This window comes from Streptomyces sp. NPDC104761 (genome assembly GCF_055583445.1).
The window spans coordinates 238,109-256,251 of the sequence record NZ_JBVJNZ010000008.1; the positions used below are offsets into that span (position 1 = coordinate 238,109).

Sequence of the window (18,143 nt, forward strand, 5' to 3'; positions counted from 1 at the left end):
ACCGGGGCCACAGTTGGGAAACTGATCAACGTGTACAGTCCCGGACATATCAACATGAAGTGTGAGGGGAATCGCATGCCGGCCCCGGTCTTCCAGGAATTCGACCCCGCGACCACCTGCGAATGCCCCGGCTGCGTCCACTGGCGGCGGGTGAGCCCCTCCCCGCTGCCCGGCCGCTTCGGCGGGCACCCGGCGGCCCGCGGCGTCCTGGTCGTGGCCGCGGCCGCGTCCGCCGCCCTCGCCGCGGGCGCGCCCACCGCCGCCGCCCACAGCACCCTGCCCGCCCCGCACCGGTCCGCCGCCCCCGCGGACCCCGAGCCCCAGACCCCGCAGGGCGCCAGGTCCCCCCTGCACGGCCCGCACGGCAAGCCCGTCAAAGGCCCGGTCACCACGCCTCCCATCACCCGCACGCAGATCATCAACCGGGCCAAGACCTGGGTCACCGCCAAGGTGCCGTACAGCATGTCCCTCTACTGGACGGACGGGTACCGGCAGGACTGCTCCGGCTACGTCTCCATGGCCTGGGGGCTGACCGGCAACGAGTGGACCGGCAGCCTCGACCAGTTCGGCACGAAGATCACCAAGGAGGAGCTCCAGCCCGGCGACATCCTGCTCTTCCACAACCCGGACGACCCCGAGAAGGGCTCCCACGTCGTGATCTTCGGCGGCTGGACGGACTACACGCACACCTCCTACACGGTGTACGAGCAGACACCCCCGCACGCCCGCAGCCAGCCCACCCCCTACGCCTACTGGAGCAACTCCTCCAAGTACGTCCCCTACCGCTACAAGGGCCTGATCGCGGATCCGGCCACCCCCGGCGCCCAGGCCGCGCGGACGGCGGTGGCGTTCCCGGGCGCCGCCTACTTCGGGCCCGGCGCCCACAACAAGTACGTCACCCTCCTCGGGCAGCTGCTGATCGCGCGGGGGGCCCACTACCCGAAGGGCCCGGGGCCGGACTGGGGGCCGGCGGACCAGCGGGCCACCCAGGCGTTCCAGCAGGCCCAGGGCTGGACGGGCGCCGCCGCCGACGGCCTGCCCGGACCGCGCACCTGGGAACTCCTCGCCAGTGGCAGGGGCAGGAACATCGGGTCCGCCACCGCGGTCCCGTCCGCCCCGGCCTCGCACGGGGTCCCGGGCTATCCCGGCAAGAACTTCTTCCGTCCCGGCGCCGCCAACGACCACGTCGCCCGGCTCGGCAGGCGGCTGGTCGAGAAGGGGTACGGCCGGTTCTACCCGAACGGCCCGCACGCCGCCTGGGGCGAGGCGGACCGCAGGGCCGTCGAGGCGTTCCAGCGCGCCCAGGGCTGGCGCGGCGGCGCGGCAGACGGCTACCCGGGGCCGGAGACCTGGCGCCGCCTGTTCCTGTGACGACCCCGACGGCGACCCCCCTGACGGCGACCCCCCTGAGAAACACCTGGAGCATCTGGCGCGGAGGCTGGAGGCAGGCATGAGCACGACCACCGAACACACCCCCGATTCGGACGACCCCCCGGACGGCGGGCCGCCGACCCGCCCGACCCCCCGGCTCATCCAGAACGAGATCACCACCGAGATCCCCGTCCACCTGCTGTTCCGCGACGACCCCGATCCGGTCTCGGTGCCGCTGCGGCCCGCCGTGGTCGGCCGCCGGCAGGGCACCGGCGAACAGCCCCGGCTGCGCCGGCCGTTCCCGGCCAAGCCCCGGCCGGTCGCCGCCGTGGACCCCGGCCTGGTGGAGCGTCAGGCCCGGGTGCTGCCGGGCGCGGCCGGTGTGTGCGCGGGGCTCGCCGGAGCGGCCGGGGGGCTCGCCACCTCCTGGTGGGCGGGGGCGCTGCCGACGCTCGCGGCGCACGCGCTGCACCTGCCGGCGTACGGGGGCGCGGGGCTCGGCCCGGCGCAGTGGGCGGCGTACGCCGGAGCCGGTGCGCTCGGCGTGGCCGGTTTCGCGGGGCTCGCCCGCGGGACGACCGGGCGGGCCTGGGTGCTCGGCCTGTTCGGCCGCTACCGGGGGACGGTACGGCGCACCGGCCTGCTCTGGGTCAACCCGCTGCTGCTGCGCCGCCGGGTCGACGTCCGGCTGCGGCACTGGCGCAGCGAGGAGATGCCGGCGGCGGACGGCAACGGGGTCGCGCTCAGGGTCGTCGTCCTGGTGGTGTGGCGGGTGCGGGACACCGCGCGGGCGGTGCTCGGGGTCGAGGACCACGAGACGTATCTGCGCGAGTGCGTGGAGGCCGCGCTGGCCCGGGTGCCGGTGGAGCCGCCGGGCACCGCCCGGGGCTCGGTGGAGATGGCCACGGACGCGCTGACCCGGCTGGTCTCGGCGGACGCGGCGGGCATCGGCCTGGAGGTGTTCGCCGTGCAGCCGGTCCGGGTGGAGTACGCCCCGGAGGTCGCCGGGGCCATGCAGCGGCGCCGGATCGCCGCGCTCGACGCCCGGCAGCGGGCCACCATGCTCACCTCGGTCGTGGACTCGGTCGAGGACACGGTGACCCGGCTGACCATGCGCGGACTCGTCGAACTCGACGACTACGAGCGCAAGGTGCTGGTGCGGGACCTGACGGTGGCGTTCTGCTCGGGGCGCACCGAGCCCGTGCCGTGAGGGGGGAGGGGCGCCGGTACAGGTGCGGGTACCGGTACCCCTTTTGGTATGGACATGTTCAACAAGCGGCAATAATCTGAGACTTGGTCTAGACCTGCACGGCTCACCGAACCTCCCCCACGTTCTCCAGGAGCGGCAGCATGCGTAAACGGACCAGGATCTCGGCCGTCGTGCTCGGCGTGGCGACCGCCGGAGCCTTCGCACTCTCCACCGGCGGCGCCAGCGGGCACGGCTACACCGACCTCCCCATCAGCCGGCAGAAGCTCTGTGCCAACGGCACGGTGACCAACTGCGGCGACATCCAGTACGAGCCGCAGAGCGTCGAGGGCCCGAAGGGCTTCCCGGCGGCCGGTCCCGCCGACGGCCAGATCTGCAACGGCGGACTGAGCAGGTTCGCCCAGCTCAGCTCGCCGACCACGCCGTCGGGCGGCGCCTGGCCGACAACCAGGGTGACGGGCGGTCAGACATACACGTTCCGCTGGCAGTTCACGGCGATGCACGCCACGACCGACTTCAAGTACTACGTCACCAAGCAGGGCTGGAACCAGAACCACGCCCTGGCCCGTTCGGACCTCAACACCACCCCGTTCCTCACCGTCCCCTACAACGGCCAGCGCCCGCCGGCCACCCTCAGTCACAGCGGCACCCTGCCGTCGGGGCTGAGCGGCCACCACGTGATCCTGGCGGTCTGGACGATCGCCGACACGGGCAACGCGTTCTACGCCTGCTCGGACGTCACGTTCTGACCTGCGTCGTTCGACAAGCGGGTAACACCCGGCTGATCTGAGCTTCGCTTGAGGACCCGCCGCTGGCCGCGGGGGTACGTTCCCGCCACACCGGTCAATCGGACCGGTGTTCGGAGGCGGGGGACTCTCATGGGCCTGATGGAAGCGTTCTTCTACATCCTTCCCGGCATCTTCGTCGTCGTCGGTGTCCTCGGGCTGTACAGGACACTGAAGCGGTCGAGCCAGATCAGCCGGACGTGGCGTCACGGGCGTACCGCCGAGGCGCGCTGTCTGCGGTCGTACACGAGGACCAGCGGCGGCGGCGGGGACACGTCCGTGACGACCACGCTCCACCACGTCTACGAGTTCACCACGGCCGAGGGGCGGGTCGTCCGCTTCGACGAGGCGAGCGGGCGGTCGACCGTGGTCGAGGGCGACTTCGTGACCGTCTACTACCTGCCGGAGCACCCCGAGGAGGCGACGTCCCGCGCGCCCGCGCAGGGGAAGCTGGCCGTGGGGACCGGGTGCTCGGTGGCGTTCTTCGTGGTGTTCATCGGCTTCGCGCTGGCCTTCATCGTCGGGGCGCACGTCGCCTTTTCGGCGGCGGACGGCTTCGCTCCGTGAGTGCCGGTGAGGCCGGGGCCGGTGGGGGGCTGGTGAGGGCGTGGTGATCTGCGGGCCGGTGCGGGCTTGTCGCGCAGATCCTGGCGCCCCTGACGTGGCGCTCCACATCTGACGGTATGTCAACTACCCTGCGCGTCCATGGACTCCGACACGGGCACGATCGCGGAAGCAGTGGCCGCCCGGTGGGGGGACCACCGGCCGGGGCTGTGGTGCGAGGAGCAGGTGCTGACGCACCACGAAGTGGCGGGCGGGGCCGCTGCCCGGGCGGCGCTGCTGGCCGATCTGCTGCCTGCCGGTGCCGTGCCGCATGTCGGGGTGCTGCTCGACAACACCCCTGAGTTCCCACTCTGGTTGGGGGCGGCCGCGCTCGCCGGGGCCGCTGTCGCCGGGGTGAATCCCACGCGGCGGGGACCCGAGCTCGCCCGGGACATCCTGCACACCGAGTGCCCGGTGCTCGTCACCGAGCGGGCCCACCTGCCGCTGCTCGCCGGGCTCGAACTGCCCGGCGTCCGACTCCTCGTCACCGACGAACCGGAGTACGGCGCTCTGCTCGCCCCCTACCTCGGCGCCCTTCCCGACGCCTCGCGGGCCGCCCCCGCCGACCGGATCCTGCTCTACTTCACGTCCGGTTCGACCGGTGCCCCGAAGGCCGCGCTCTGCTCGCAGGGGCGGCTCGCGGCGGCCGGGCGGTCGCTCGCCGGGCAGTTCGGGGTCCGCCCTGACGACGTGCACTACGTCTGCATGCCGATGTTCCACGGCAACGCCGTGATCGCGGACTGGGCGCCCGCGCTGGTCGCCGGCGCCGGGGTGGCGCTGCGGCGGCGGTTCTCGGCATCGGGGTTCCTCCGCGACGTACGGCGCTACCGGGCCACCTACTTCACCTACGTCGGCCGGGCGGTGCAGTACATACTCGCCACCGAGCCGCGCCCCGACGACCGGGACAACCCGCTGCGGATCGGGTTCGGGACGGAGGCCGGGGCCGTGGACGCGGCGGCCTTCGAGGAGCGGTTCGGGGTGCGGCTGGTCGAGGGGTACGGGTCCTCGGAGGGCGGGGCGGCGATCCAGTGGTCGCCGGGGACGCCGGCCGGGGCGGTGGGGCGGGCGGCGCCGGGGCTCGTCGTACTCGACCAGGAGTCGGGTCAGGAGTGCCCGCCCGCCGTCTTCGACTCCGGCGGGCGGCTGCTGAACGGGGAGCGGGCGATAGGGGAGCTGGTGAACCAGGCGCCGAACCCCTTCGAGGGGTACTGGCGGAACGCGGAGGCCGAGGCGGAACGGCGGCGGGGCGGCTGGTACTGGACCGGGGATCTCTTCTACCGGGACGCGGCGGGGTACCTGTACTTCGCGGGGCGCACCGACGACCGCATCCGGGTCGACGGGGAGAACCTGGCCGCCGCGGTGATCGAGAACATCGTGGCCCGGTACGAGGGCGCGGAGGCCGTCGCCGTGTACGGGGTGCCGGACCCGGTGACCGGGGACCAGGTGATGGCGACGATCGCCGGGCGGTTCGAGCCGCTGGACTTCGCCGAGTTCCTGCTGGCCCAGCCCGACCTGGGGGCGAAGATGGCGCCCCGGTTCGTGCGGGTGGTGGCGCGGATGCCGGTGACGGCGACCAACAAGATCCGGCGGGCGGCGCTGCGCAGCGAGGGCGTGCGGTGTGTCGACCCGGTGTGGTGGCGGCCGCCGGGGGAGCGGACGTACCGCAGGCTGACCCCGCGGGAGGCGGAAGCGTGGCGTCCGGCCGGACCAAAAAAATGACCTGGGGTGGTGAAACCCCAGGTCATCACAGGTGCGCCGCCAGGGACTCGAACCCCGGACCCGCTGATTAAGAGTCAGCTGCTCTAACCAACTGAGCTAGCGGCGCATGACTCACGCCGACCGTTTGCACCGTCTTTCGACTGGTTCTCGCGGCGGGCGACGAAGAAAATAGTACCTGGTCCGGCGGGGTGCTTCCGACCACCGCCGGGCCCGGCCTAGATCGCCAGCGAGAGCAGCAGCGGAGCGGCGCCGCGGTTCAGGGTGTCGGCGGCCCGGCGGAGCCGGTGCGCGTGCTCGACCGGCAGGGAGAGTGCCAGACAGCCCACGGCCGAGCCGGCGGTGATCGGGACCGCCGCGCACACCGTGCCGATGGCGTACTCCTGGAGATCCAGGACGGGGACCGTCGGCGGCTGTGCCTCCAGGCGGGAGAGCAGCAGCTTGTCGCTGGTGATGGTGCGCGAGGTGAGGCGGGCCATCTTGTGCCGGGAGAGGTGGTCGCGGCGGGCGTTGTGATCGAGCTGGGTGAGCAGGCTCTTGCCGATCGCCGTGGCGTGCGCGGAGGAGCGGAAGTCCACCCACTCGTTGACCGCGGGGGTGGCCGGGCCGTCCGCGTACGGGCCGATCCGTACCTCGCCGTCGATGTACCGGCTCAGGTAGACGGCGGCGCCGACCGAGTCGCGCAGCCGGTCGAGGGTCTGCTGGAGCTGCTCGCCGAGGGCCTGCTCCCGCTCGTGCGCGGAGCCGAGCCGGCGCAGGGTCTCGCCGGTCACGTACGCGCCGTCGGTCACCTGCTCGACGTAGCCCTCGCGGCGCAGCATGCGCAGCAGCGCGGTCAGCCGCTCGGGGTCCAGGCCGGTCCGGCGGGCCAGCTCGGTGTCGGTGACGCCGGTGGCGTGCCCCGCCACCGTCTCCAGGACCCGGAGGGCGTCCTGGGCGGAGTGGTACGGGGCGGTCGGCTCGTGCATCAGCGCCACGGTGGTCCCCCTGCGCTCGCTCGGCGATACTGCTTCGGCTGCACTGCTTGGGCCGCGATCCGGACGTCGGATCCTCTCCACGATAACGGGCAAGCGCCGGAAACGGAGCAGGTGTTGGCGAGATTCCAGCCCTCCCAACTGCGGAGAAGACCCTCTGGCATATGCCAGCGGAATGACCCGCCCGCCGGACCTCGGGCGATCGAGCGTTCACTTCCTGTAGCCGTGACGCGGCGCGGGAAAACCTTTACGGCGCCGGCGGTGCAATTATCTACAGCACCGCGCTGAGGAACTCCCGGGTCCGCTCGTGCTCGGGCTCGCTGAAGATCCGTTCCGGCGGTCCCGCCTCGATGACCCGGCCCGAGTCGAACATCAGGACCTGGTCGGAGATGTCCCGGGCGAAGTTCATCTCGTGGGTCACGCAGAGCATGGTGATGTCGGTGGTGCGGGCGATGTCCCTGAGCACGTCGAGGACGCCTGCGACCAGCTCCGGGTCGAGCGCCGAGGTCACCTCGTCGAGGAGCAGCACCTTCGGGCGCATGGCCAGCGCCCGCGCGATCGCCACCCGCTGCTGCTGGCCGCCGGAGAGCCGGGTCGGCCGCTCGTCGGCCTTGTCGGCGAGGCCCACCAGGTCGAGCAGCTCACGCGCCCGCGCCTCCGCCTCGTCCCTGGACAGGCCGAGCACGGTCACCGGGGCCTCGGTGATGTTGCGCAGCACGCTCATGTTCGGGAACAGGTTGAACTGCTGGAACACCATCCCGATCTGCTTGCGGACCTCCCGCAGCTCCTTCTCGGACGCCGGGAAGAGCCGCTGCCCGTCCACGGTGATGGTGCCCGCGTCCGGCTTGGTCAGGGTCATCAGCAGCCGCAGGATCGTGGTCTTGCCGGAGCCGGAGGGACCGATCAGGGTGACGTGCCGGCCCGCCTGCACGGCGAGGTCGAGCCCGTCGAGGACGGTGTTGTCACCGAACCGCTTGGTCACCCCCTCGATGCGGATCAGGTCGTCGGACGTGGTGCCGGCGGTACTCGTCTGCTTGCTGGTGTCAACGGACAAGGCGACGCTCCAGGGTGCGCAGAAGAAGGGAGGCGAGGTAGGAGATGACGATGAAGGCGACGCCGATCACCGTCACCGGCTCGGTGAACTGGAAGTGCTGCTGGGAGAAGAGCCGGGCCTGGCCGAGCATCTCCAGCACGGTGATCGACATCAGGATCGGCGTGTCCTTGAGCATCGAGATCACGTAGTTGCCCAGCGGCGGCACCACCCGGCGCACCGCCTGCGGCAGGATCACCGCGAACCAGGTCCGCCGGGCCGGCAGGCTGAGCGCGGTGGCGGCCTCCCACTGCCCGGCCGGGACGGCCTCGATACCGGCCCGGTAGACCTGCATGGTGTACGTCGAGTAGTGCAGGCCGATCGCGAAGACCCCGGTGGTCAGCGCGGAGAACGTCAGCCCCCACTCGGGCAGCACGTAGAACAGGAAGAACAGCTGCACCAGCAGCGGGGTGTTGCGCACGAACTCGGTCACCGCGCCGACCGGCCAGCGCACCCAGCGCGTGGGCGTCCGCATCAGCAGCGTCCACACCAACCCCAGCGAGAACGAGATCAGCGAACCCAGGGCCAGCGCCTCCAGGGTGACCCACAGGCCGTCCCAGAAGTGCGGCATGAACTCGCGTACGGCACTCCAGTCCCACGTCACGCGACACCACCGACCCCGGTCGTCTCCCTGCGCTTCACCGCACGCGCCTCACGTTCGCTGCCCGGGGCCTTGCCGATGCCGGCCTTCAGCCGCTTCTCCAGACCGCGCATCAGCCGCGTGATGACGAACGCGATCACGAAGTAGATGAGCAGCAGATACGTGTAGATGTGCGCGCTCTCCTGCAACGCCAGCCGCACCAGGTTCCCGCTGAAGGCGAGGTCGCCCATGCCGGTGATCGACACCAGCGCGGTGCCCTTGAGCAGCTCCACGAGCAGGTTGCAGTAGGACGGGATCATCTCCGGGACCGCCTGCGGCAGCAGGATCAGCCGCAGCCGCTGCCAGGGCGTGAAGCTGAGCGCGATCCCGCCCTCCTTCTGCGCAGGGTCGACCGCGTTCAGCGCCCCGCGCACGATCTCCGAGCCGTACGCGCCGTACGTCAGGCCGAGCGCGAGCGTCCCCGCCCACATCGGCACCAGCTGCCAGCCGAAGGCGACCGGCAGCACGAAGAACACCCAGAAGATCATCACCAGTGCCGAGGTACCGCGGAACACCTCGGTGTAGAAACCGGCGAGGAACCGGACGAACCAGAGCCGGTTCGTCCGCGCCACGCCCACCACCAGTGCCACGGCCGTCATCAACAGCCCGCTGAGCACGAGAAGCTGAACGGTGGTCCAGACCCCCTTGAGCACGAGGTCCCACAGTCCCGAGGTCATCCGCTCTTCCCTCCCCCGCACAGCTGCTTCGCCGTCAGGTCGGTCATCTCGTCCTCGGTGAAGCCGAACGGGCGCAGGATCCGGAAGAGTTCGCCGCTCTTCTTCAGCTTGTGCAGCTCCACGTTGAAGGCGTCCCGCAGCTTCGTCTCCGCCGACCGGAACGCGAACGCGCCCCCGTCCACGTGCGGTTTCCCGCCCACGAGCGGTGCGAAGGCCTTGGTCGCCTCCGCCTTGGCGGACTTCTTGACGACGGAACGCGTGGTGAGCGCCGTACCGGCGAAGACGTCGACGCGTCCCGCCTCCACGGCGTTCAGCCCGGCGACCTGGTCGGGAACGATCAGGATGTCGCTCTCCTTGTACCCGGCCTCGACCGCGTACTGGATCTCGGCGTAGCCCGTCCCGGTGGCGAACTTCGCCTTCTTCCTGACCACGTCCTTGTAGTCGTGCAGCCCCATGGGGTTGCCCTTGCGCACGATGAACGAGTCGAGCATCTGGTAATCGGGATCGGCGAAGATCACCTGCTGGCAGCGCTCCGGATTGACGTACATCCCGGCGGCCACGACGTCGAACTGCTGCGAGTTCAGCCCGGGTATCAGCGAACCGAACTCGGTCGGCACCGGCTGGACGCTGTCCACCCCGAGCCGCTTGAAGACCGCCTTCGCCAGCTCCGGCGCCTCACCGGTCAGGTGCCCGTCCTTGTCGATGTACCCGAAGGGGATCTCACCGGCGATGCCGAGCCGTACGACACCCTGGGCGCGCAGCCGTTGCAGCAGGTCGCCACCGTCGGTGCCGGCCGCGGCGGCGACGCGCGTGCAGCCGGCGGCGCCGAACGCGCCGAGTGCGCCGAACGCGGCGGCACCCGCGAGCACGGCCCGCCGACTGTGTCTGGATTCGTGCCCTGATGTGTCTGATTCGTTCCCGAGTGGTGGAGCCATGGCGGCGCAGCTACCCGACCCCAACCGACTTATGCACCATGGAAGGCATGACCGAACGATTCATCGAAGTCTCGCTGGTCAGCCGCGGTGTCACCGCCAAGGCCAGGCTCCTGGACGACCGCGCCCCCGTCACCTGCGCCGCCGTCTGGGAGGCCCTGCCGCTGTCCGGCGACGTCTACCACGCCAAGTACGCCCGCAACGAGATCTACGCCCTTTTCCCGCCGTTCACGCCGACGGAACCGCCCCTGGAGAACCCGACGGTCACGCCCGTCCCCGGCGACCTCTGCTACTTCTCCTTCGCCGGCACGGAACTGGCCACCAAGGCCTACGGCTACGACCGCGAGGTACGACCCGGCACCACCCTGGTCGACCTCGCCCTCTTCTACGAACGCAACAACCTCCTGCTCAACGGCGACGTGGGCTGGGTCCCGGGCATCGTCTGGGGCGAGGTGGTGGAGGGCCTGCCGGACCTGGCCGAGGCCTGCAACGACCTGTGGCGCAACGGCGCGGCGGGGGAGCAACTGGCGTTCCGGGCACTCTGACCGGAGTCTCCGGCGTCCGCTTCCAGAGCCTTCCGCCGCCGCCCACGCGCATCTCCGCCGCGACGGTGCTCAGCCACGACGGCGCCGTCCGCCGGTGCCGAACCCACCGCGGCCGTCGCACCGCCCGCTTTCTCGCGCGGTGCCGCCCGCTCTTCTCCTGCGAGCCGCCCGTGCGTTCCTTTCCGCCGCGACGGTACTAGGCCACGACGGTGGTGCCCGGCGGTGCCGAGGCCACGCCCGTCTCGTACAGGGCGTGGGCCGCGCGCAGGACCAGGTCGTCGCGGTGGCGGGCGGACACGATCTGCAGGCCGACGGGGAGGCCGTCCCCGTCCGCTCCGACCGGGACCGTCGCCGCCGGCTGCTGGGTGAGGTTGAACGGGTAGGTGAAGGGGGTCCAGCCCGTCCAGCGGCGGTGGCCCGAGCCCTGCGGTGCCTCCAGGCCCGCCTCGAACGCCGTGCGGGGGAGGGTCGGGGTGACGAGGAGGTCGTAGGACTCGTGGAAGCGGCCCATCCGGCGGCCCAGGTCCATGCGGACGTCCACCGCGGCGAGGTAGTCCAGCGCGGACAGGCGGGCGCCGGTCCCGCAGATCTCCCGCAGCCCGGGGTCGAGCGACTCCCGCTGCCCGGGGGAGAGCCGCTGCGTCACCCGGGCGGCACCGGCGAACCACAGCGCGTGGAAGGCCTCCACCGGGTCGCTGAAGTCCGGGTCGGTCTCCTCGACGTACGCCCCGAGTTCCGCGAGCCCCGACACCGCCCGGCGTACCGCCGCCGCGACCGCCGGCTGCACCGCGACCTGGCCGCCGAGCGTGGGCGAGAAGGCCACCCGCAGGCCGCGGACGCCACCGGCCAGGCCCGCCACGAAGGAGCCCGGTGCCGGGCCGAGGGCGGACCAGTCGCGGGCGTCCGGAGTCCCGATCACGTCCAGCAGCAGCGCCGCGTCGGCCGCGTCCCGGGTCATCGGGCCCACGTGGGACAGCGTGCCGAAGGCGCTCGCGGGGTACAGCGGGACACGGCCGTACGTCGGTTTCAGGCCGAAGATCCCGCAGAACGCGGCCGGGATACGCACGCTGCCGCCGCCGTCCGTGCCGAGGGAGAGCGGACCGGCCCCCAGAGCCACCGCCGCCGCACTGCCGCCGCTCGAACCGCCCGCGGTGCGGGAGACGTCGTACGGGTTGCGGGTGATGCCCGACAGCGGGGAGTCGGTCACGCCCTTCCAGCCGAACTCGGGCGTGGTGGTCTTCCCGACGAACACCGCGCCGTGCTCGCGCAGCCGGGCGACGGACGGCGCGTCCTCGTCCCAACTCCCGGCCGCCGAGATCGTCTTCGAGCCGCGCAGGGTCGGGTGGCCGCGCAGGAGGAGGATGTCCTTGACCGTCACCGGCACACCGTCGAGCAGGCCCCGCGGCTCGCCCCGCCGCCACCGCTCCTGCGACGCCCGCGCCTGCGCCAGGGCGTCCTCCTCGGTGAGCCGGACGAAGGCGTTGACCTCCGGCTGGATCCGCGCCGCCCGTTCAAGGACCGCCCGGACCGCCGCCACCGGGCCGAACTCGCCCTTGCGGTAACCGTCGAGGAGCTGCCGGGCGGTGAGGTCGGTGAGCTGCATGAGGGGCACCCTCCCGGGAGTCAGTGACCGCGTACGTATCCGCGCTTCTTGTCCACCACGTTCAGCAGAGACCTGCCCGCCGCCCACCGCTCGTACAACTCCACGAACTGGGCGCCCAGTTCGTCCCGCCAGCCCACCGTGTCCCCGCTCATGTGGGGCGAGACCAGCAGGCCCGGCACGTTCCACAACGGGCTGTCGGCGGGCAGCGGCTCGGTCGCGAAGACGTCCAGGGCCGCGGCGGCGATCCAGCGCCTGGTCAGCGCCCGGACCAGGGCCTCCTCGTCGACCAGCCCGCCCCGGCCGACGTTGATGAAGCAGGCCGACGGCTGCATCACCCCGAAGCGGTGCGTGTCGAACATGCCGTACGTCTGCTCGGTCAGCGGAGCGGCCGCGATCACCCAGTCCGCGCGGGACATCAGCCGGTCCAGGTCCTCCGGGCCGTGGATGCCGGTGCGCGGGACGCGGCCGACGAGGGCCGTGGTGATGCCGAGCGCCTTGAGGGTGCGGACGATCGCCCTGCCGATCGGCCCGGAACCGACCACGCACGCGCGCGTGCCGGCCACCCGGCGCGCCTCGCGGTGCCGCCAGGTCCGCTCCCGCTGGAGGTCGAGGGTCTCGGGCAGGTCCTTGGCGACGGCCAGCACCAGCGCCGCCACGTACTCGGCGATGGGCGCGTCGAAGACCCCGCGCGCGTTGGTGACGACCGTGTCGGAGGCGGCCAGCTCCGGGCACATCAGGTGGTCGACGCCCGCGCTCGCCGTGTGCACCCAGCCCGGCCGTGGCCCCTCGCCCGGCCACGCCTCGCGGACGGCGGGCGAGGCGAAGTCCCAGACGAGGAGGACGTCCGCCGCCGGCAGCCGGGCCGCCAGTCCCTTCGCGTCGGTGTGCACGATCCGGGCGCGGCCGGTGAGCCGGCCGAGCCGCGGGGGCGGGTCGGCGTCGAGGACCAGCAGAGTGGGCACGGGCGATGTCATTCGGGGCGGTCTCCCGGTGTCCGACAGTGTCTGACATGGGCGGATGGAACGTCTCAAAGGCGCGGATTGACCACGCTGGCACCCGAACCTACCTTCGTCAACACGGGCGTATCCGTCGACCGTTGCCCCTCGCCCTCCCACCTGAGGCCGGTGACTTCCCATGGACGTCTCCTTTCTGGGCGGACCTCGTCCCCAGCGCGGTGTCGGCGTCGTGGCGCCCTTCGACTTCGCGCTCGACCGCGAGCTGTGGCGATGGGTGCCGGACGACGTCTCCCTGCACCTGACCAGGACACCGTTCGTGCCGGTCGAGGTCAGCCTTGACCTGGCCCGGCTGGTCAGCGAGCACGAGACGCTCGGCGAGGCGGTACGCGCGCTGACCGCGGTCGCGCCCGAGGTCGTCGCCTACGCCTGCACCTCCGGCAGCTTCGTCGGCGGCATCGCGGGTGAGCGGGCGATGTGCGAGGCGATGACCCGCTCCGGCTCGGTGCCCGCCCTCACCACCTCGGGGGCGCTCCTCGCCGCGCTGACCGAGCTGGGCGTACGACGGCTGGCGCTGGTCACGCCGTACACGGTCTCGGTGACCCGGGTCCTGGAGGAGTACGTGGCGGAGGCGGGCGTACAGGTCGCCGGCTGCGCGTTCATGGGGCTGACCAGGCACATCTGGCAGGTGCCGTACCGGGACGTGGTGGCCATGGCCCGGCAGGCGGTACGGCCCGGGGCCGCCGACGCCCTGTTCATCTCCTGCACCAACCTCGCCACCTACGACGTCATCCCCCAGCTGGAGGCCGAGCTGCGGATCCCCGTCCTGTCGGCCAACCAGGTCACGATGTGGGCGGCGCTGCGCAGGCTGGGTACCCGAGCGGTGGGGCCGTATCAGGCGCTGATCCGTCACCTGGACGAACCGGCGGCGGCGCGTGACTGGCCCGTACTGCCGGAAGAACAGCAGGAAGGGTGGACATGACAGCGCTCGGACTCCTCTATCCGGGACATTCCGCGGAGGACGACTATCCCCGTATCGAACAGCTCCTCGGCAGCGACATCCGGGTGGACGTCGTCCACACCGACATCGGCGAGGACGCGCACCGGGTGGACGCGCTCCGCGAGATGGGGGCCGAGGAACGGCTGGCCGCCGGGGTGGCGGAGCTGCGGCTCGCGGGCGCGGACGCGGTGGTGTGGGCGTGCACCAGCGGCAGCTTCGTGTACGGCTGGGAGGGCGCCCAGCAGCAGGTCCGGGCGCTCGCCCGGGCGGCCGGGATGCCCGCGTCGTCCACGTCCTTCGCGTTCGTGCACGCGGCGCGGGAGCTGGGGGTACGGCGGGTGGCGGTCGGCGCGACCTATCCCGACGACGTGGCGTCCCTCTTCGCCGACTTCCTCCGCGCCGGGGGCCTGGAGGTCACCGGAGTGCGGTCCTCGGGGATCGTGACGGCGGCGGAGGTGGGGACGTGGGGGGAGGAGGAGGTCCTGACGCTGGCGCGGGCCGCGGACGTGGGGGAGGCCGAGGCGGTCCTCCTCCCGGACACGGCACTGCACACGGCGGCCCACGTGTCCCTCCTGGAGAAGGCCCTCTCCAAGCCGGTGCTCACGGCGAACCAGGTGACCGTCTGGGAGGGTCTCCGCCTGGCCGACCGCCGGGTCAACGCCCCGTCCCTCGGCACCCTGTTCACCCGCGAACCGATCGTCCAGGCCTGACAACACCCCCGTACCAGGGGGCTCCGCCCCCTGGACCCCCAAAAATCCTCGCCCACCCACCACCCGACTCGGTGGGGACAAAGCAACCGAAAACCCCCCAAGCCCAGGCCCACCGGCCCCCGGCCGCGCAGCCCCGTAACTACCTAGCTGCGGGCAGTCGTGCCGCTGGGGCGGCACGGGTGGGCGCGGCGGCACCCGGTGAGCGCGGGTGAGCGTACCCGCCCCCCCGGCCCCGGCCCCCACCCACCCGCACGGAATAAACGGAGACCTCCTCCTGTTACCCGCCCTTACAAGCTCACGGCCGCGATTCAGGAGGCTCTCACCGTGTCGGCAGACGAGATCCGGGGCATCACGCACGGGACCGCCCCCGTCCCCCTCTCCGTACTGGACCTGGTGACCGTCGGCACCGGCAGTACCGCCACCGACGCCCTGCGCACCAGCGCCTCGCTCGCGCGGCTCACCGAGTCGCGCGGCTTCCACCGGTACTGGGTCGCCGAGCACCACTCGATGCCCGGCGTGGCCTCCTCCTCACCCGCCGTGATCCTCGCGAACCTCGCCGCCCACACCGAGCGGATCCGGCTCGGGTCGGGCGGTGTGATGCTGCCCAACCACGCGCCTCTCGTGATCGCCGAGCAGTTCGGCACGCTGGAGGCGCTGGCGCCGGGGCGGGTCGACCTGGGGCTCGGGCGGGCGCCGGGGACCGATGGCGCCACCGCCGCCGCCCTGCGCCGGACCCAGACCCTCAACGAGGGCGCCGACGACTTCCCCCAGCAGCTCGCCGAGCTGATCCGGTTCCTGGACGACGACTTCCCGGACGGGCACCCGTACCGGAGGATCCACGCCATCCCCGGGCCGGTGCAGAGCACGACCCCCGGCGGGGTGCAGTCGCCGCACCGGCCGCCCGTCTGGCTGCTCGGCTCCTCCGGGTTCAGCGCCCGGCTGGCCGGCATGCTCGGGCTGCCGTTCGCCTTCGCGCACCACTTCTCCGCGCAGAACACCGTCCCGGCCCTCGACCTGTACCGCGAGTCGTTCAGCCCGTCCGCCGTCCTCGACGAGCCCTACGCCCTCATCGGCGTCTCCGTCCTCGCCGTGGACGAGGAGCGCGAGGCGCGGCGCCAGGTGCGGGCGGGTGCGGTGAACATGCTGCGACTGCGCACCGGGCGGCCCGGCCTGTTCCCCGACCCCGACGACGTCGAGAAGCACGAGTTCTCCCCGATGGAGGAGGAGTTCGTGCACTCCTGGACCGCCAACATCGTGCACGGCACCGCCGACGAGGTCCGCGCCGGCCTCGACGACCTGCAGAAGCGCACCGGCGCCGACGAGCTGATGCTCACCACCCACGCCCACCGCGGCGAGCTGCGCCTGCGCTCCTACGAACTGGTCGCCGACGCCTACGGTTTGCCGGCCGGGGCGTCCGCGTAGGTCCGGGTGTCCAGCAGCTCGGAGATACGATCCGCCGTCACCGGCCGGGAGTAGAGCCACCCCTGGCCGGTGTCGCAGCCGATGTGGCGGAGCCGGGAGGCCTGCGCCGAGGTCTCGACGCATTCGGCGGTGACCGTCAGGCCCAGGCGGTGGGCCAGCTGGATCATCGCCTCCACCACCACCTCGTCGGCCGGGTTCGGCCGGTCGCCGGGGTCGTCGTACTGGAAGCCCCGGACGAAGGAACCGTCCAGTTTGAGGACCGAGACGGGAAGCCGGCTCAGGTACGCCAGGTTCGAGTAGCCGGTGCCGAAGTCGTCGATGGCGATGCGGACGCCCATGTCGCTGAGGGCCTGGAGGGCCTGGAGCGGGCGGCCCGCCGAGCCCATGACCGCCGACTCCGTCAGCTCCAGCTGGAGCAGGTGGGGGGCCAGGCCGGTCTCGGCCAGCGTCTCCGCCACGTCCGCGACCAGGTCGGAGTCCCAGACCTGGCGGACCGCCACGTTCACGCTGACGAAGATCGGCGGCTCGCCGGGGTGGTCCAGCTGCCAGCGGCGGGCCTGCCGGCAGGCGGTGGTCAGGGCCCAGCGGCCGAGCGGGACGATCGAGCCGTCCTCCTCCGCCAATCCGATGAACCGATTCGGCGTTAGTGTGCCGAACTCCGGGTGGTGCCAGCGGACAAGGGCTTCGACCCCGCTGAGCCGGCCGTCGCCCATGCCCACCAGCGGCTGGTACTCCAGCACGAACTCGCCCCGCTCGATGGCCGGGCGGAGGGTGGAGGAGAGCGCCTGCCGGGTCACCAGGTGGGCGTTGCGCTCCGGGTCGAACAGCGTCCAGCGGGACTTGCCGTCGGCCTTCGCCCAGTACAGCGTCGTGTCGGCGGCCTGCATCAGACCCGTGGCGGTGGTGCCGGCGGCGTGCCGCTCGACCACCCCGATCGACGCCGACAGCGACAGCCGCTGGCCGGCCAGGTCGAACGGTGCCTGAAGGGCCGCGAGGGCGGACTCGGCGAGGTCGGCCAGCTGCTCCGTGCCCGTGGAGTCCTCGACCAGCAGGGCGAACTCGTCGCCGCCGAGCCGGGCCACCAGCGGCGCCCCGGCCCGCGCGAAGCCGGCCTCGTCGGCGACCCGGGTCAGCCGTTCGGCGACGGCGGCCAGCAGGCGGTCGCCGACCCGGTGGCCGAGGGTGTCGTTGACCGCCTTGAAGCCGTCCAGGTCCAGGTAGCACAGGCCGATCCGGCCGGTGCCGCTCTGCTCGTACGACTCCGCCTCCAGCGCGGCCGACAGCCGTTCGAAGAACAGCGTCCGGTTGGGCAGCCGGGTCACCGGATCGTGCATCTGCAAGTGACGCAGCCGGGCCTGGAGTTCGCGGCGGGCGCTGATGTCGGAGACCGAGATCAGCACGCCCGGCACGTCCTTGGCCAGCGGGGCGATGGTGACCTGGGCCCAGACCGAGTGCCCGTCGGGGTGCTTCAGCCGACGGGTGCAGCGCAACTTGGCCTGCCGGCCGCGCAGTACCTCGCGGTACGCGTGCCAGGTCCGGGCGTCGGAGGCCAGGTCCAGCAGGTCCGCGGCGATCCGCCCGGGCAGCCCGGCCTGGTCGGCGCCGATCAGGGTGGCGAGCGCCTCGTTGGCGGCAGTGACCAGCCCTTCGCGATCGACCACGGCCATGGGCAGCGCGGCGGCCGCGAAGGCGTGTTCGTAGGTCGTCGGCGCTGTCCGCGCGTCTGTCGTTTCGTCTGTCTTCTCGTACGACTTCCGGTAGGTGTTGTCACTCTCTGTGACGGCGGACCGGTCGAGGTCTGCCGCGGGCGTCGGCCCTTCGGACGTTCCGCTCACCGCTCGCTCCCGCAGTGCACTCGATCTCTGTCCGTGCAGGAAAGTGTGCCGATCATAGAGGCTGGCCCGAGGGCCTTCCA

17 protein-coding genes and 1 tRNA gene are annotated in these 18,143 nt (G+C 72.1%); 9 read left to right on the forward strand and 9 right to left on the reverse strand.

Annotated features, from left to right (window positions below):
* Window positions 1-75 precede the first annotated feature (75 nt).
* From ACZ63F_RS22990 to ACZ63F_RS23010, 5 genes are all read left to right on the forward strand, one after another.
* Window positions 76-1,371, forward strand: a complete 1,296-nt coding sequence (locus tag ACZ63F_RS22990) for a peptidoglycan-binding protein (protein ID WP_469713314.1) — start codon at window positions 76-78, stop codon at window positions 1,369-1,371.
* A 79-nt stretch (window positions 1,372-1,450) separates the two neighbouring features.
* Window positions 1,451-2,581 carry an SPFH domain-containing protein gene (locus ACZ63F_RS22995; protein ID WP_469713316.1) on the forward strand — a complete coding sequence of 377 codons (1,131 nt, stop codon included), beginning with the start codon at window positions 1,451-1,453 and terminating at the stop codon, window positions 2,579-2,581.
* Between the two features lie 140 nt (window positions 2,582-2,721).
* Window positions 2,722-3,327 (forward strand): lytic polysaccharide monooxygenase auxiliary activity family 9 protein, encoded by a 606-nt coding sequence (locus tag ACZ63F_RS23000; RefSeq protein WP_469713317.1) that lies wholly within the window; start codon window positions 2,722-2,724, stop codon window positions 3,325-3,327.
* A gap of 129 nt (window positions 3,328-3,456) precedes the next feature.
* The gene (locus ACZ63F_RS23005) at window positions 3,457-3,930 is read left to right on the forward strand and encodes a DUF3592 domain-containing protein (protein WP_469713319.1); all 474 of its coding nucleotides are present in this window, start codon (window positions 3,457-3,459) and stop codon (window positions 3,928-3,930) included.
* A gap of 138 nt (window positions 3,931-4,068) precedes the next feature.
* Window positions 4,069-5,685 (forward strand): long-chain-fatty-acid--CoA ligase, encoded by a 1,617-nt coding sequence (locus ACZ63F_RS23010; RefSeq protein ID WP_469713320.1) that lies wholly within the window; start codon window positions 4,069-4,071, stop codon window positions 5,683-5,685.
* Window positions 5,686-5,717: 32 nt separating this feature from the next.
* Here the strand turns inward: ACZ63F_RS23010 and ACZ63F_RS23015 are convergent.
* From ACZ63F_RS23015 to ehuB, 6 genes are all read right to left on the reverse strand, one after another.
* Window positions 5,718-5,791 (reverse strand) — tRNA-Lys (locus ACZ63F_RS23015).
* A gap of 109 nt (window positions 5,792-5,900) precedes the next feature.
* On the reverse strand, window positions 5,901-6,659 hold the full coding sequence (locus ACZ63F_RS23020) for an IclR family transcriptional regulator (RefSeq protein ID WP_469713322.1): 759 nt from the start codon (window positions 6,657-6,659) through the stop codon (window positions 5,901-5,903).
* Between the two features lie 268 nt (window positions 6,660-6,927).
* Entirely contained in the window at window positions 6,928-7,710 is a 783-nt protein-coding gene (ehuA, locus tag ACZ63F_RS23025; protein WP_469713323.1) for an ectoine/hydroxyectoine ABC transporter ATP-binding protein EhuA, read from the reverse strand.
* Complete coding sequence (gene ehuD / locus ACZ63F_RS23030; RefSeq protein ID WP_469713324.1) at window positions 7,700-8,350, reverse strand: ectoine/hydroxyectoine ABC transporter permease subunit EhuD; 651 nt, start codon at window positions 8,348-8,350, stop codon at window positions 7,700-7,702. Before ehuD ends, ehuA begins: the two co-directional genes overlap by 11 nt.
* Window positions 8,347-9,063, reverse strand: coding sequence for an ectoine/hydroxyectoine ABC transporter permease subunit EhuC (ehuC, locus tag ACZ63F_RS23035; protein WP_469713325.1), 717 nt, complete (start codon window positions 9,061-9,063; stop codon window positions 8,347-8,349). The genes ehuD and ehuC overlap by 4 nt, the downstream gene beginning before the upstream one ends.
* A complete protein-coding gene (gene ehuB / locus ACZ63F_RS23040) occupies window positions 9,060-9,998 on the reverse strand; it encodes an ectoine/hydroxyectoine ABC transporter substrate-binding protein EhuB (protein ID WP_469713326.1) in 939 nt (312 codons plus the stop codon). The genes ehuC and ehuB overlap by 4 nt, the downstream gene beginning before the upstream one ends.
* A 47-nt stretch (window positions 9,999-10,045) precedes the next feature.
* On the opposite strand from ehuB, the gene ACZ63F_RS23045 reads away from it, so the two are divergent.
* Window positions 10,046-10,540, forward strand: coding sequence for a DUF3830 family protein (locus ACZ63F_RS23045; RefSeq protein WP_352367358.1), 495 nt, complete (start codon window positions 10,046-10,048; stop codon window positions 10,538-10,540).
* A gap of 196 nt (window positions 10,541-10,736) precedes the next feature.
* Here ACZ63F_RS23045 and ACZ63F_RS23050 read toward each other — a convergent pair whose 3' ends face one another.
* Complete coding sequence (locus tag ACZ63F_RS23050) at window positions 10,737-12,143, reverse strand: amidase (protein WP_469713327.1); 1,407 nt, start codon at window positions 12,141-12,143, stop codon at window positions 10,737-10,739.
* 20 nt (window positions 12,144-12,163) lie between these two features.
* The gene (locus ACZ63F_RS23055) at window positions 12,164-13,117 is read right to left on the reverse strand and encodes a D-2-hydroxyacid dehydrogenase (RefSeq protein WP_469713328.1); all 954 of its coding nucleotides are present in this window, start codon (window positions 13,115-13,117) and stop codon (window positions 12,164-12,166) included.
* A 160-nt stretch (window positions 13,118-13,277) separates the two neighbouring features.
* Here ACZ63F_RS23055 and ACZ63F_RS23060 point away from each other — a divergent pair, with 160 nt between their 5' ends.
* The 3 genes from ACZ63F_RS23060 (at window position 13,278) to ACZ63F_RS23070 (ending at window position 16,228) form a co-directional block, all read left to right on the forward strand.
* On the forward strand, window positions 13,278-14,078 hold the full coding sequence (locus ACZ63F_RS23060) for a maleate cis-trans isomerase family protein (RefSeq protein WP_469713329.1): 801 nt from the start codon (window positions 13,278-13,280) through the stop codon (window positions 14,076-14,078).
* Window positions 14,075-14,806, forward strand: coding sequence for a maleate cis-trans isomerase family protein (locus tag ACZ63F_RS23065; protein ID WP_469713330.1), 732 nt, complete (start codon window positions 14,075-14,077; stop codon window positions 14,804-14,806). The genes ACZ63F_RS23060 and ACZ63F_RS23065 overlap by 4 nt, the downstream gene beginning before the upstream one ends.
* 324 nt (window positions 14,807-15,130) lie before the next feature.
* Window positions 15,131-16,228: an LLM class flavin-dependent oxidoreductase gene (locus ACZ63F_RS23070; RefSeq protein ID WP_469713331.1), complete on the forward strand. Its 1,098-nt coding sequence runs from the start codon at window positions 15,131-15,133 to the stop codon at window positions 16,226-16,228.
* On the opposite strand, the gene ACZ63F_RS23075 is transcribed toward ACZ63F_RS23070, so the two are convergent.
* Complete coding sequence (locus ACZ63F_RS23075) at window positions 16,198-18,063, reverse strand: putative bifunctional diguanylate cyclase/phosphodiesterase (RefSeq protein WP_469713332.1); 1,866 nt, start codon at window positions 18,061-18,063, stop codon at window positions 16,198-16,200. The genes ACZ63F_RS23070 and ACZ63F_RS23075 overlap by 31 nt on opposite strands.
* Between the last annotated feature and the right edge of the window lie 80 nt (window positions 18,064-18,143).